The 14,292-nt window shown below is 62.1% G+C and carries 12 protein-coding genes and 1 tRNA gene; 8 read left to right on the top strand and 5 right to left on the bottom strand.

Annotated elements, in window-relative coordinates; translation table 11 throughout:
* From ACAty_RS11315 to ACAty_RS11305, 3 genes are all read right to left on the bottom strand, one after another.
* Positions 1-1,140 (bottom strand): NAD(P)/FAD-dependent oxidoreductase, encoded by a 1,140-nt coding sequence (locus ACAty_RS11315; RefSeq protein WP_004868689.1) that lies wholly within the window; start codon positions 1,138-1,140, stop codon positions 1-3.
* 111 nt (positions 1,141-1,251) lie between these two features.
* Positions 1,252-1,482 carry a sulfurtransferase TusA family protein gene (locus ACAty_RS11310; RefSeq protein WP_004868686.1) on the bottom strand — a complete coding sequence of 77 codons (231 nt, stop codon included), beginning with the start codon at positions 1,480-1,482 and terminating at the stop codon, positions 1,252-1,254.
* Positions 1,483-1,550: 68 nt separating this feature from the next.
* The gene (locus ACAty_RS11305) at positions 1,551-1,937 is read right to left on the bottom strand and encodes a DsrE/DsrF/DrsH-like family protein (RefSeq protein WP_004868685.1); all 387 of its coding nucleotides are present in this window, start codon (positions 1,935-1,937) and stop codon (positions 1,551-1,553) included.
* 369 nt (positions 1,938-2,306) lie between these two features.
* Between ACAty_RS11305 and ACAty_RS11300 the strand changes: the two genes are divergently transcribed.
* The 4 genes from ACAty_RS11300 (at position 2,307) to ACAty_RS11285 (ending at position 5,797) form a co-directional block, all read left to right on the top strand.
* Entirely contained in the window at positions 2,307-3,692 is a 1,386-nt protein-coding gene (locus ACAty_RS11300; RefSeq protein WP_004868683.1) for a sigma-54 interaction domain-containing protein, read from the top strand.
* 65 nt (positions 3,693-3,757) lie between these two features.
* Positions 3,758-3,833, top strand: a tRNA-Ala gene (locus tag ACAty_RS11295).
* Between the two features lie 198 nt (positions 3,834-4,031).
* Positions 4,032-4,388 (top strand): CZB domain-containing protein, encoded by a 357-nt coding sequence (locus ACAty_RS11290; RefSeq protein ID WP_004868681.1) that lies wholly within the window; start codon positions 4,032-4,034, stop codon positions 4,386-4,388.
* A 149-nt stretch (positions 4,389-4,537) separates the two neighbouring features.
* Positions 4,538-5,797 carry a glycerate kinase gene (locus ACAty_RS11285; RefSeq protein ID WP_064306320.1) on the top strand — a complete coding sequence of 420 codons (1,260 nt, stop codon included), beginning with the start codon at positions 4,538-4,540 and terminating at the stop codon, positions 5,795-5,797.
* Here ACAty_RS11285 and ACAty_RS11280 read toward each other — a convergent pair.
* Together ACAty_RS11280 and ACAty_RS11275 are read right to left on the bottom strand one after the other, a co-directional pair.
* Complete coding sequence (locus ACAty_RS11280) at positions 5,703-7,004, bottom strand: MFS transporter (protein ID WP_226824470.1); 1,302 nt, start codon at positions 7,002-7,004, stop codon at positions 5,703-5,705. The two genes, ACAty_RS11285 and ACAty_RS11280, sit on opposite strands and share 95 nt — an antisense overlap.
* Before the next feature lie 268 nt (positions 7,005-7,272).
* A complete protein-coding gene (locus ACAty_RS11275; protein ID WP_193787411.1) occupies positions 7,273-8,079 on the bottom strand; it encodes an IclR family transcriptional regulator in 807 nt (268 codons plus the stop codon).
* A gap of 92 nt (positions 8,080-8,171) precedes the next feature.
* On the opposite strand from ACAty_RS11275, the gene ACAty_RS11270 reads away from it, so the two are divergent.
* Genes ACAty_RS11270 through glcE form a run of 4 tightly spaced genes read left to right on the top strand, consistent with a single transcriptional unit; the run spans position 8,172 to position 14,274 of the window.
* Positions 8,172-10,400 (top strand): phosphoketolase family protein, encoded by a 2,229-nt coding sequence (locus ACAty_RS11270; protein ID WP_004868675.1) that lies wholly within the window; start codon positions 8,172-8,174, stop codon positions 10,398-10,400.
* 1 nt (position 10,401) lies between these two features.
* The gene (locus ACAty_RS11265) at positions 10,402-11,730 is read left to right on the top strand and encodes a four-carbon acid sugar kinase family protein (protein ID WP_004868673.1); all 1,329 of its coding nucleotides are present in this window, start codon (positions 10,402-10,404) and stop codon (positions 11,728-11,730) included.
* Positions 11,727-13,196 carry an FAD-linked oxidase C-terminal domain-containing protein gene (locus ACAty_RS11260; RefSeq protein WP_004868672.1) on the top strand — a complete coding sequence of 490 codons (1,470 nt, stop codon included), beginning with the start codon at positions 11,727-11,729 and terminating at the stop codon, positions 13,194-13,196. Before ACAty_RS11265 ends, ACAty_RS11260 begins: the two co-directional genes overlap by 4 nt.
* 1 nt (position 13,197) lies before the next feature.
* Positions 13,198-14,274 carry a glycolate oxidase subunit GlcE gene (gene glcE / locus ACAty_RS11255; RefSeq protein ID WP_004868670.1) on the top strand — a complete coding sequence of 359 codons (1,077 nt, stop codon included), beginning with the start codon at positions 13,198-13,200 and terminating at the stop codon, positions 14,272-14,274.
* Positions 14,275-14,292 lie beyond the last annotated feature (18 nt).

Here is a 14,292-nt window from a genome sequence, read left to right as displayed (position 1 = left end):
TTAGAGCAGACCTCGGGCCGTCGCCCAGTAGAGCTTGTTGTACGCCATCTTGAAGGCGTGCACGGCACCGGTGGGCGCCTTGGGCTGGGGCGGGTTCTGGTAGTTGAACATGGCGTAGGTGGCGCGGTCCTTGCCCGCTTCGATGAAGCAGAAGACCTTGCCGTCGTAGCTCTTGACCGGATGGCCCATCTTCACCACCGCCGCCACGTTCTCCGCCGCCGTCTCCGCCTCGAAGTGGGCCGTGGAACCGGCCTTGGAGATGGGCAGGTTGGTGGTATCGCCGAGGACGATGACGTTCTTGCCGTGCTCCCCTTCCATGTGCAGGCTGTGGCGGTTGGTGGGGATCCAGCCGTTTTCCCCGAGGCCGTTCTTCTCGATGACTTCCTGACCCTTGTGGGGCGGCACACCGACGAGCAGATCGAACTTCACCTCGCCCCCTTCCTCACTGCGCACACAGCCGTTCTTGCCATCCACTTCCTTCATGTTGAAGAGGGTCTCGTACTTGATGCCCTTGGCGTCGAACTCCGGAGCGGCCCACTTGGCCACGTTCTCCAAGCTGTGCACCCGACCGATGGGGTAGGTGTAGTAGAACTCGGTCTTGTCCAGGAGTCCCCGATCCTTGATGAAGTCGTACATGGCAAAGGTGACTTCCAGCGGGATCATGGGGCACTTGTGGGGCAGGCCTACGGTAACGACGATGCGGCCCCCCTTGAACTGGGACAGGCGGTCATAGAACTGCATCGCCCGTTCGGCGGAATAGCAGTCCACCGAGTTTTCCTTGAGGCCCGGAATATTCTCCGGCAAGGGCCGCGAGCCCGTGGAGATGACGATGAGGTCGTACTCGTGGACCTTGCCGCTCTTGCACTTGACGTGGTTCTCGGCAAGGTGGAACTCCTCCACCGGGTCCACGTGGAAATCGATGCCGGGTTCGAGCAGACTCTGCTGCTCGCGCACCAACTCATCGGGGGTGGCGCGCCCCATGGCCACGTACAGCCAGCCCGGCTGATAGACGTGTTCGTGGGTGGCCGACACCATGGTGATGCGGGCCTTGCCCGTCTTCAGTTCGTGGTGGATCCGCCGCGCCAAATGATTGGCAAAAATGGTACCGCCCATACCGCCGCCGACAACGAGAACTCTCATGACTGCGCTCCTCGATCTGTGTGCGGGAGTCCCCATGGACTCCCTGCCGTATCCCGCCCGCAACGCCTGGTCGCCGGATTCCTCCTCACGGCTGGGCGCTGCGGAACCTGCTCACTTCGCCTTGCGTACCTTGATGTGCCAGGTACCCTCACCGTCCTGCTGGGTATCCACCATCTCGTGGCCGACTTTCTTGACCCACTCCGGCACGTCCGCCGCCGAACCGGCGTCGGTGGAGAGCAACTCCAAGGTATCCCCCACCTGCATGCTCTTCATGTTGGCAATGAGTTCCATCAACGGACCCGGGCAAAAACTGCCGCGGGCATCCACCGTCCGTTCTGCCATATCTGTCTCCTTAGGCTCTCGTCTCGCTCCGATCGGAGGCTGGGCGCCCCCCGATCCCCGGTGTGCGCTCAGAAGGTCAGCACGGTGCTGCCTTCGGCATCGCTGAAAAACTTGGTCAAGCCCATGGGGCCGGCGACGATGGATTCGAGCCCGTCTTCCTTCACCCCCAGGACGTCCATGGCCATGGAACAGGCCCAGATCTTGGCATCCCCCAGTTCCACCGCCTGTTCGAAGATCTGAAAGAAGGGCGGCACCTGGTGCCGTTCCATGGCCTGGCCAACGGCGCCCTCGGCCGGCGCCTCCTTGGCGTGGCCCTTGACGAAATAGGGAAAGGCATTCATGGACAGAAACACCTGTACCTCCGTCCCCGATACCGCCGCCACCGAAGCCGCCATGGCTGCAAATTGCAAACGCTCCCGATCACCGCTCAAGCAAATGATGAATAAACCCGCCATGAATCCTCCGCATCTGAGCTTCGCTATTTAACGGATAGCAGATGGCGTGCCACTTTTCCAAAATTTGCGAGCTTACACTCTTGCCATCTGATTATGCTGATAAATAAATAAAACGTAATATATAACTATGCTAATAATATGGTTTTTTGGTTTGCTCTTGACCGGAATTCTGGGCAAAGTTGTTTTTTATTTGTCATGACGTGTCATGACTATCACTGACAGGTGGGGGAAGGACTTGCCACGCTCCGACAGGGGGTGGAAATCATAAAAAAATTCAGTGCATCCATGAGAAAAAAAGTTTCGTATGATTCTTGAGTACGTTGGTCAGGTTATGGATTTTACCCAGGGATACTTACCACCAGGTGCCTTATGGAAAAACTACGCAATAGCTTGGACCCGGCGCGACTGCACGGTGACAGCAGCGTTTCCGAGACCGCCCTGGAGCTCGAGTCGGCCTTGAACATTCAGCAGAATCCCATGGTCCTCATCGACCGGGATTACCGCATTGTCGCCGCCAATCGCGCCTACCGGGAGGCCTATGGTGTGCGTCGCGAGGAGATCGTCGGCAAGCATTGCCACGAGATTTCCCACCACTCTCCCATCCCCTGTCACATGCGCGGCGAGGATTGCCCCCACCAAGCGGTATTTCGTACCGGTCAGGCGCACGAGGTGCGGCACATCCATTACGATCAGAACAATCACGCCGAGCACGTGCGCATCCGCGGACACGTCCTGCACGACCCGAGTGGTCGCACCTACCTGGGGGAAGAAATCATTCGCCTCCCTCCCCAGGACGATGCCATCACCTGCAACGATCTGCGCATGGTGGGCAAATCTCCGGCGTTTCTGCGCTGTCTGCATCACCTCGAAATGGCGGCACGGACGGATGCGAGCATCCTGCTGTTTGGCGAGAGTGGGGTGGGAAAAGAGTTGGCGGCCCAAGCCATCCACCACTTTTCTTCCCGAGCCGCCGGCCCCTTGATTACGGTGGACTGCGCGACACTCCCGGAGAATCTCTTTGAGAGCGAGATTTTCGGTCATGAACGCGGCGCCTTTACCGGCTGTGTCGGGCGCAAGCTCGGATTGTACGAACAGGCGCACGGAGGCACGCTCTTTCTGGATGAGGTGGGAGAGTTGCCCCTGGGCATGCAGGCCAAGCTGCTGCGGGTATTGGAAACCGGCAGCTTCCGCCGTTTGGGCGGCAACGACAATCTTCGTGCCGATGTGCGGGTGGTGGCCGCCACCAATCGCGATTTGCGCGCCATGGCTGCGCAAAGGCATTTTCGAGAGGATCTGTACTACCGTCTGGCGGCCATCACCATTGATCTGCCGCCACTACGCGATCGGCGCGAGGACATTCCGGGCATTGCCAAGGTGCTGCTGGAGCGCATCGGGCGCGACTGGAGCGGGCATTGGACGCTCTCCCGGGAAGCCGAGCGGCGGCTGTGCGCCTACAACTTCCCGGGAAACGTGCGCGAACTGCGCAACATACTCCAGAAAGCGGCGGCTCTGGCCGATGGTCCGATCATCGAAGCCAAGCATCTGGAGTTTTTCCACCCCGCCACGCCCGAGAGTTCGGCCATGCCCAGCGTACCGGCGGCGCGTCCACGACCGGCACCGGGGCGTGGGCAGTGCCCCGCGGATCTGCTGGACCTACTCGAGCGCTTTCAGGGCAATCGCCGCCAGGTAGCGGAATATCTTGGGGTGAGCGAGCGTAGCGTTTATCGCTGGCTGAAGCGCCTGGATAGGGACTGAAAGGGAATGACGGGCTTGGGCGCTTGACAGGATTCAGCGCTTTGGCTATCGTGCGCAGACACTGTGGGGCCATAGCTCAGCTGGGAGAGCGCTTGAATGGCATTCAAGAGGTCAGCGGTTCGATCCCGCTTGGCTCCACCAAAATCTTCAGACCATACCTATCCGGTTTTCACGTCACAAATACCGCCGCATCGATATCCTGGCCGGTAGGCGAATTACTAAAACGTGGTGAATGTCGAAACGGGCGCATGGACCCTCCAGCCCGTCGCCAGCGCGTGAGCGCCTGAAAAGCCGCCCCGGTGTCACGACTCCCGTTGTGCGCATAAGGAGGTACTCCCGGTGCAACACCTGCGTGCCATCGCTGCCCACGCCAATTACCTCAAACGGGTCCGCGCCTGCCTGGCGGAAGAAGTAGCCTGCACCTGCCACAAACCCCACGATCGATGCGATTTCGGTTTGTGGTGGTACGCCGAGGTTTTTCCGCGCAAGGCGGATTTTTCTGGGGAGGCCCAGGCGCTCATCGACTCCATAGACCGGATACACCGGGATTTTCACGGGGCGTCCCAGAAGATCATGGAGCTTTCGGCTGCCGGCAACACCGCCGAGGCAAGGCGCTGGGAGACTGAACTCATGCAGCATTCCAACCGCCTCATTCAGGCCATCCTCCAGCTGGATGACGCGAGTATCGCTCCCTAAGCACGGATAGCCCGCTTCTCGAGACGAAGGCGCCGGCGCTCCCGCCAAGGGGGACTTCGCGATATCCTGTCGGTGTCGTCTTTTTTACTGTGTGGTGTCGCGGCGCGCGGCAACAGGATCAGCGCCGGATCTTCACGGGGAGACTGCCCATGCGCATATTGATCGCACCGGACCACTTCAAAGGTAGCATGCGCGCCCATGAAGTGGCGGAGATCGTGCGCGCGTCCTTCGTCCGCTACCTTCCGCACGCCCATTGTACCCCATTGCCCCTGGCGGACGGCGGTGACGGGACCATGGCGGTCGTTGTCGCTGCGCTTGGCGGAAGCTTTCAGACAGTAAGGGTCCGGGATCCTCTGGGACGCTTGGTACAGGCCCGTATGGCCTTGGTGGACTGCAGTCGCACCGCCGTTCTGGAAATGGCCACGGCCAGCGGTCTATTGCGCCTATCGTCGGCACAGCGCAATCCACTGGAAACCAGTACCCTGGGGACGGGCGATCTGCTGCGCGCGGCACTGGATCTGGGTGTGAAACGCATCGTCCTCGGCATTGGAGGTAGTGCCACCAACGACGGGGGAATGGGTATGCTCTGCGCCCTGGGTGTCCGTTTCCTGGATGCGGGTGGACAGGAACTCGCGCCCGCTGGCAAGCATCTGGCGGCCATCCGGAAGTTGGATCTCAGTGGTCTGGATCCGCGCCTTGCGCACACCCAGTTCGAGGTGATCTGTGATGTTGACAATCCCCTGCTAGGTCCTCAGGGGGCAACGTGGGTGTATGGACCGCAGAAGGGGGCGACGACGTCCATGCAGGCCCTTCTCGAGGAGGGTATGCGCTGCTACGCCGGGCACCTGCAACGCCATTGTCCCCGGGATGTGGTGCACAGTCCCGGCGCTGGTGCGGCGGGTGGTCTTGGTGCTGCCTGCATCTTTTTGGGAGCCCGGTTGCGACCTGGGGTAGAGGCCATCGCCGAACTGGTAGATCTCGAGGCCCGCATCGCTGCCAGCGATCTGGTCATAACCGGTGAGGGCTGCATCGATGAGCAGACACTGCACGGCAAGACCGTGGCCGGAGTTCTGCGGCTGGCGCGAAAGCACGACAAACCCACCATCGTCATTGCCGGCAGGGCACGCATCGGCAGGGAAGACTGGCAAAACCTGGGTGCTTCGGCTCTGTTCACAACGCTGTCGGACGTGTTGCCCGAAGCAGATATCGTGGCGACGGCAGCAGCAAACCTGGAACGGACGGCGGCGAGTATTGCCGCCGTCCTGGGCCTCTGCTCCCAGGCCCCGGAACCCGACTCTGGCGACCTGGGCTACATCAGCCCAGCGCCGCTCCCATGTCGCCGTGAGGCTCAGTCTGCCGATTCGCCTCTGTCTCGATGGGCAGCGAGGCGCGCATGGCTATTTCATTGACCATGAGCCCGAGGGCAGCCAGGATGGCCATGACCCAGAAGACTCCGGACCAACCTACGGTGTCGATGAGGACCGATGAGGCCACCGGCCCCACCGCGCTGACGGAGTTGGAGATGACGCCGATGGCAAAAGCGCCCGCCCCCATGCTCGCAACGGCGAAGCAGTTGCAGGGGGAGGCCCAGTAATTTGGCGGGGTTGCCATGGTGCAGGCCACCACCAGAGCCGACACCAGAAACCAGGCGTAGGAGATGGGAGCGAGGTAGAGAATCATCAGCGCGCCGACGATCACGGAGGTGTTGGCAAGGGTGATGACCCGCAGGCGGGCATTGACGAAATTCCGGTGGGAGTTGTCTTGCCTGGCCCAGTGATCGCCAAGCAGGGCACCCAGGATAGCTATCAGGAAGCCCATAAGTCCCCAGATAAACATCACGTTGCCAGTCTGTTGCGGCTGATAGCCCAAATGGTAGGCGTAGAGCGGCAGAAATCCACCAATGGTGAAAAGCGTCCAATTATTGGGTATCTGAACGATCCCCATGATCCAGGTCATGGGGTAGGACCAGACGCTCTTGTGGTGGGAGTTCTGCTTGGACAATTGGATATCTGCTGCATGGCCGGCGGCGTCGCGGGCAAAGAGAAAATACACCACGGCGCCCAAAACCATGATTCCCGCGGTGATGTAATAGACGTTTTGCCAGCCAAGTCTGCTGAGACTGCCGGTGACGATACCGCCCACCGCGCCGCCGAGGGTGATAGCGCCAAGCATGGCCGCCAGCGATATACCCCGTTGACTAGAACGAAACCAGCCCGCCAGCTGTAGGGAAAAGAGGGCGATCATCATGATCATCAGACCCTGGCAAAAACGCAAGGCGATCAATAGGGTCAAGGATTTGGTCAGGGGCATGAGGAGCGGCAGAAGTATCTGCGGGACGATGAGAAAGGCTTGCGCCAACAGCACACCAAGTTTGATGCGGGTATCGAAGATACCGCCGTGTCCCAGAAAAAAGGCGACGAACAAACCCACAGAAAAAGCGTCTATGCCCGCCGTCGAGAGGGTGCTTGGGGGAATATCCATGGCCTTGGCCATGGCCGGGGCGGCCACGCCAAAAGCCGTCAACGACATAAAGCTCGTGGTCATGATGATACCTGCCACTGCTGCCATGACCCAGCGGTAGGGTGAAGAGTACTCCGCTTGTTCCTTTATTTCCATGATGTTGCCTCCGGATGCAGGAAACATTCCCCAGGATGGCAATGCCATTCTTCTGGATTCCTTCCCGTCCACGTAAGCGATCAGGCCGATATCGGAATAGTAATTCATAAGGAAGTGATATGCTTATCCATTTTACGTGAGGAAGGAACATATTGAGGCTAGATCAGGCCGAATTGTTTCGCCACCTGGTTTTATTTCGCTATGTGAAAATCGCGATTTGAAGGCTTTTCTGCGCCATCCTCGGGCATGGCTGCTGGAGCTGTGAAACTCAGGGGCGGGACTGCGCGGGAACTTGCGGGTAGTGCACATTCAGAGTCACTTTGCGTCCGCGCAGGGCGCGCTGGATGCGCCGCACCGTCTCGTGCAGTGGCTTCACCCAAGCGAGCTCACGCCGCTCTATGGGCGCGGATATGCTAAGGCCCACGGTCCACGGTAGATCGGCATCGAGAAGCACGGCGATACAACCCACGCCCTCTTCGGTCTCTTCATTGTCCAGGGCGTAGCCTAGGCGGCGAATATTCTCCAGCTCCCGCACCAGCGATGGCTGCGAGGCAATGCTGTGGCGCGTGAGGGCGCGCAGGCCAGTCCGCAGTGCGTAGGCGGCGATGGCGGCGGGATCCTGCTGCGCCAACATGAGTTTGCCCACAGCCGTGCAGTGGAGCGGCGCGCGGATGCCGATGATTTGTTCGACGCGCATCATGCGCGCTGGCGTCGCGCGGTCGATGTAGAGGACCTCATCCTGCTCCTGGATGCTCAGATTGACGGTCTCGCGAACCTGATCCCGCAGCCAGACCAGGCTGGGTCTGGCGAGGGTGCACAGATCGTTGCGACCGGCGATGAGTTCAGCCCATTCGGCAAGGCGGGGAGCGAAGGCGTAGTGACCCCGTGCATCGCGCTGGATGATGCCGTTGGCCTCGGCCGCTGCCAGGATGCGAAAGGCGGTAGATATGGGTAGACCGGTGTCGGCGGCCAGCGTTTTAAGCGTTGCTTCACCGCCGGCCGCCGCCAGGGCCTCTAGGAGCGCGCGGAGGCGATCGATGACCTGAATACCCGGCTGCATCCGTTTTGTGACCACCGCGTTTTCACCATGTAAAAAAGATCCTCATTGCGAAATCTTAGGTTTGTTCCTAGAGTGAGGACAAATACCGCCGACAAGGACCCCCTTTCATGAGCAACGTGCAGCAGCCAACAGCCCAGGCCTCCACTCCCTTCACCCACGGCATGTCCTATTTTGGCGCGCTGTGGCCCGAGCACGCGCACCACGGAAAGCGTCCTGCCGTTCAGTTGGAGTCCGGGCGTATTGCAGACCCCAGCGACGCTGCGGCCGTTTACCAGTGTCTACTCCTGGCCGATGCATTGCGTTACTGCACCTTGCAGGTCTGTGCCGCCAAGGCCTCGGGCCATCCCGGCGGCTTTGCCTCCAGCGCCGATGCCTATGCAGCATTGGTCATGCTGGGGCACACCAACATCGTCACGGAAGTGGGCCATCACGCCCCGGGTTTCTACAGCGCGATGTTTCTGGATCGCTCCCTCGAAGCCATGGGCATCTTCACCATGGAGGACTTTGCCCAGCGCTACCGCGAGCGACACGGACTCTTGGGGCACCTGTCGGGCGCGATCCCGGGACTCCTTGCCCCGGCCGGGCCTTTGGGTCAGGGTCAGCATTTTGCCTTGGCGGGGGCGCTGCTTCACCCCGGCGTACTCTTTCCGGTGACCATTGGCGACGGCGGTCTCGGCGAGCCCTATGTGCTCAGCGCCATGAAACATTTCCATTTCGCCTATCCGCAGGTAACCAATTACCTGCCGGTGTTGGTGTGGAACGGTTTCAGTCAGGAGCACCACTCCATGGTGGCGCGCATGAGCAACGCGCAGATGCGCGAGTACTGGCGAGCCCACGATTTTGACGAGGTGATCCTGGTGGATGCCAAGGATTACGACGACGTCGGGCAGGAGGGAGCTTTTGTCGATGCCACGCGTTTCTCGCCAGAGGCGCGCCTGGCCTTCACCGCCGCCGTTTTGGCGGGCGTGGCCAAGGCGGCGGAGAGCGCTCTGGCGGGTACCCACACGGCCTTCATCATCAAGCAGCTCAAGGGTGCCGGTGTCCATACCACCGGGGCCAAGGCGCACAACCTGCATCCCGCCGATACCCTGGACTCGCCCACGATCCGCAGCGCCCTGGAACGTCATGCCCTGGCGCCGGAGGCATGGGAGTTAGTGCGGGAAAACTGCGTCCGGGCCGGCGGCGGACCCGCGGGACGTACCGTCGTGACTGAAAAGGTTTTGGAGTTGCCTCCCCTCGGCGACTTTCCCTTGCAGGAGTTTCCCGTAGGCGAAAAGGCCGTACCATCCACCGCCATGGGTGCCTTGGTGGCGTGGCTGGGTCAGCAGGATCGACGCTTGGTGGTGAGCAATGCCGACGGCAACGAAGCATCCAATATGAAGAACATCAACGATGCCCTGAAAATCCGGCATCCCATTGCCGATCCCGCCTACAATCAGGATCCCAATGGCCAGGTCTACGAGCCCTTGAGCGAGGATGCCTGCGCGGGATTGGCGGCAGCGCTGGCCCTTTTTGGCAGTCGTTCCCTCTGGCTGTCCTACGAATCCTTTGCCATCAACGGCTGGCCTATCGTCCAGACGGTGGGCCAGGCCATGGCGGAACTGCGCCGGCGCACGCCCTCGGTAGTGTGCATGTTCACTGCCGGTGCTCTGGAGCAGGGACGCAATGGCTGGACCCACCAACGGCCGGAAATAGAGGCCTATATCGCCGCCCAGATGCGCAATGGCAACGTCTTCCTGCTCTATCCCTGCGACGCCAACAGCATCCAGGTGGCCTACGAATACGCAGCCACAAGCTACAATCGGGTGATGGCCATCATTGCCTCCAAGAGTCCCCTCCCGGTACGGCTGACCCTGGAAGCGAGCCGGCGCGCTTTGCGCGATGGCGCCATCGCCGTGGCCGAGGCCGGCGCTGGCAGCAAAGGCAGTATCGTTTTTGCGGTCTTGGGCGACATGATTCTGGAACCCGTGCTGGCGTTGCAAGAACCTCTGGTCCGCTCCGGTTATCGCGTGCGCGTCGTCTCTGTGGTCAATCCACGGGCGCTCTATCGTCCGGGTGATCTGCCCGTGGATACGGTGGCGGAACCCGACCGGCATTTCCTGGAGGACGAGCGCTTTCACGAGCTTTTCGATGGCGATCTTCTGGTGGCCGTAAGCGGCGGACCAGCCACGGCGCTGGAGCCGGTCCTACAGCGGGCCCGCTATGGGAGTCTCGAGATCCTCGCCTGGCAGCGTGGCGAAACCACGGCCTCCACCGGTGAACTGCTGCAACTCAATGGTCTCGATAGCGCGGGCATGATGGAGCGTCTGCGCGCGCGGGGCGTCGAGGTCCACTAGGATGGCCACCGACAAGATCATCGTGATCGATGATGATCCCACGGGGTCGCAGACCGTCCACGGATGTCTGCTGCTGACCCGTTGGGATGACGACACCCTCGACGCGGCCATGGGCGACGCCGCACCGCTCTTTTTCATCCTCAGCAATACCCGAGCCCTGACGGCTCCCGAGGCAGCGCGCGTCACACGCGAGATCAGCGTAGCGGTGCGTGGGGCTCTGGCGCGGGCCGCGGGACGAGGCAATGCGCCGGCAAGCCTGGTGGTAAGCCGTTCCGATTCCACCCTGCGCGGTCACTTCCCTCTGGAGACGGACGTCATCCAAGAGGTCCTCGGTCCCTTCGACGCGCTCTTTCTGGTTCCGGCCTTTTTTGAGGGTGGGCGCATCACCCGTTCCGGTACCCATTACCTGCACCAGGATGGCGAACTCGTTCCAGTCCATCGGACGGAGTTTGCCCGCGACTCGGTTTTCGCCTTCCACCACAGCTATCTCCCGGATTACGTCGAAGAGAAAACCGGCGGTCGGATTCGCGCCCGCGAGGTGCAGGTCCTCAGCCGGGCAGACTTACGCGCCGATTTGCCCGCGCGGCTGCACGGCCTAGGGGGCCAGGCCTGCGTCGTGGTGGACGCGGAAGTGCCGGAAGACCTGGCCATCTTTGCCCGGGCCGTGCGTGAGGCTACGGCGGCGGGAAAGCGTTTTCTCTTCCGTAGTGCCGCCAGCCTGCTCACGGCCCTTGCCGATCTGCCGCCCCAACCCGTAGCGGCCGAGGCCATGGGACAGTACCGCCGTGGCGACGGACCGGGGGTGATTCTGGTCGGTTCCCACGTGCGTAAGAGCAGCGAGCAGCTGGCCCATCTCCTGCAGGAACCCGGCGTCGAGGGTGTGGAAGTGGCAGTGGACCAGACCCTGGGAGAGGCACGCGCCGACCACCTCGAGGCGTGTCGAGAGAAGATTCGCGGGATCGTTGGCCGCGGCCTGGATCCTGTGATTTTTACGAGCCGTGAGGAAAGACGCTTTGCCGACCGAAGTGAGCGCCTTGCTTTCGGTGAGGCGGTTTCCGCCTTTTTGATGGAGCTGGTGCAAACCCTGCCGGAAAATATCTCCTTTCTCATCAGTAAAGGTGGCATTACCTCCAACGATACCCTGAGTGTTGGTTTGGGTTTGGCGACGGCTCGGGTGGTGGGGCAGATCCTGCCGGGCTGCTCCGTGTTGCTCTGTCCAGACCAACATCCCCGTTATCCCCGCCTGCCCGTGGTGATCTTCCCGGGCAATGTGGGCGACGCCACGTCTCTGGTGCGGGCACGCCGCCGTCTCCGCGGAGAGCGGGCATGAATCGAGCCAAAACGCCGCAAGTGGGTGTCATCGAGGCGCTGGCGGCGGTCCTGCCCGCCGAAGCTCTCCTCACCGAGCCTGAATCCATGCGGCCCTACGAGTGCGACGGCCTGTCCGCCCTGCGGGGGACGCCACTGTGCGTTGCCCTCCCGGAGACGGCCGAGGCGGTCGCTGCGGTCTTGGCGATCTGCCATCGTCATGGCGTCGCCGTGGTGCCGCGCGGGGCGGGCACCGGCCTGTCCGGTGGTGCGCGACCCAGCACTGGGGCGGTGCTTTTGTCCCTGGCCCGCTTGCGGGATATGGACGCCATCGACTTTGCCAATGTCTGCATCCGAGTCGGCCCGGGAGTGCGCAATCTGGCCATCAGCCAAAAAACGCGTCCGCACGGTCTTTTCTACGCACCCGACCCATCCTCGCAGATTGCCTGCAGTATTGGCGGCAACCTGGCGGAAAACTCCGGTGGGGTCCATTGCCTCAAATATGGCCTGACCACCCACAACGTGCTGGCGGCGGAGGTCCTGGACGCCCGTGGGGAAAGGCTCGAGATCGGAAGCCTCGCGCCCGATAGCCCCGGTTACAACCTCCTTTCCCTGATCATCGGCTCGGAGGGACTGCTAGGGGTGGTGACCTCCTGCCAGCTGCGCCTGCTGCCGGTGCCGGAAGAGACGGTGCTGCTCCTGGCGGCCTTTGGGGATGTGGGGCGGGCGGCGGATGCCGTCAGCGCCATCATCGCCGCCGGTATCCTCCCCGCCGGTCTCGAGATGATGGATCGCCTGGCCATCGCCGCCGCCGAGGATTTCGTGCACGTCGGCTATCCCCGCGAGGCGGCGGCCATCCTCCTCTGCGAGCTGGACGGGGATGCGCAGGAGATTGCGGCGGATCAAGCCCGGGTGGAGACCATTCTGCGCGAACACGGTGTGGAAGACCTGCGTCTCGCCCGCGACGAGGCCACCCGCCTCGCCCTATGGAAGGGGCGCAAGGCCGCCTTTCCCGCCGTCGGCCGTCTGGCTCCAGATTACTACTGTATGGACGGTACCATTCCCCGGGTGCGACTGGCGGAGGTTCTGGCCCAAATCGCTGAGCTTTCCCGTAAATTCGGACTGCCCGTCGCCAATGTTTTCCACGCCGGCGATGGTAATCTCCATCCCCTCATTCTCTACGATGCCAATGTCGAGGGACAGCAGCAGCAGGCGGAGCAACTGGGAGCGGAGATCCTGGAACTCTGCGTGCGGGTGGGCGGCACCATTACCGGCGAACACGGTGTTGGCGTCGAAAAACTGGACAGCATGTGTGTGCAGTTCACGCCGGAGGAGCTGGCGCAGCTGCATCGCATCAAGGCCGCCTTCGATCCCGAGGGGCGGCTCAATCCCGGCAAAGCCGTCCCCACGCTGCACCGTTGCGCCGAGCTCGGGGCCATGCATGTGCATGCAGGTAGTCTGCCCTTTCCGGAGCTGGAGCGCTTTTGATATGGATGGTAGCGCCGAGCTCCGCGCGCAGGTGCGCGAGGCCTTCGCCAAGGGCCAGTCCCTCGAGATCCGCGGCAGCGGCAGCAAGTCCTTCTATGGTCGGCCCGTGTGTGCCGATGGCGTCGTGGACCTCGGTCGGCACCGCGGCATCCTGGCCTACGAGCCCAGCGAGCTCTTCCTCACCGCCCGTGCCGGTACCCCGTTGCGTGAGATCGACGCGGCCTTGGCGGAGCGGGGCCAGATGCTCCCCTTCGAGCCCCCCCGCTTTGGCCCGAACGCCAGCATCGGCGGTACCATCGCCTGTGGTCTCTCCGGCCCGCGTCGTCCCTACGCCGGCGCCGTCAAGGATCACATCCTGGGTGTGCGTGTCCTCAATGGGTTGGGGGAAGATCTCCGCTTTGGCGGCACCGTATTGAAGAACGTCGCTGGTTACGACGTCGCGCGCTTGATGGCCGGCTCCCTCGGCAGTCTCGCCCTCATCCTCGAGGTGACGGTGAAAGTCTTGCCGCGTCCAGCCGTGGAGCACACGCGGGTGCTGGAATGCTCGGCTGCGGGAGCCCTGGAAGCGATGCGTCGCTGGGCGCTACAGAGTACTCCCATCAGCGCCAGTGCCTACCTCGATGGCGTCCTTTATCTGCGTCTCTCGGGACAGGAGCATCGGGTACGGAATTTCGCGGAAACGATTGGTGGCGAGAGTCTGAAGGACGACGCGGGTACGGCCTTTTGGGAGGATTTGCGTGAGCAGCGCCTCGATTTTTTCCAGAAGGACGATTCCCTCTGGCGCTTGTCCCTGCCAGCCGCCGCGCCCACGCAGCCAGAGCACTTTGGCGTCAGCCTCTGGGAATGGGGTGGACAGCAGCGCTGGTTACGTGCCGTCTCCGATCCCACGGCCGTGCGGCAGTGGGCACACCGTCAGGGCGGACACACAACCTGCTTTCGCGCGGGCGCAACGCCGAATGCGGACACTGATATCTTCGAGCCGCTACCCCGGCCACTCTTTGCCCTGCATCAGCGCCTGAAGGCCGCCTTCGATCCCAAGGGGATCCTCAATCCGGGGCGATTCTATGCCGGATTGTGATGTCCGGATCATGCACGT

The organism is Acidithiobacillus caldus ATCC 51756 (assembly GCF_000175575.2).
Taxonomy (GTDB): Bacteria; Pseudomonadota; Gammaproteobacteria; order Acidithiobacillales; family Acidithiobacillaceae; genus Acidithiobacillus_A; species Acidithiobacillus_A caldus.
The sequence above is the reverse complement of the archived record's forward strand: the minus strand, read 5'-3'. Positions and strand labels throughout refer to the sequence as shown.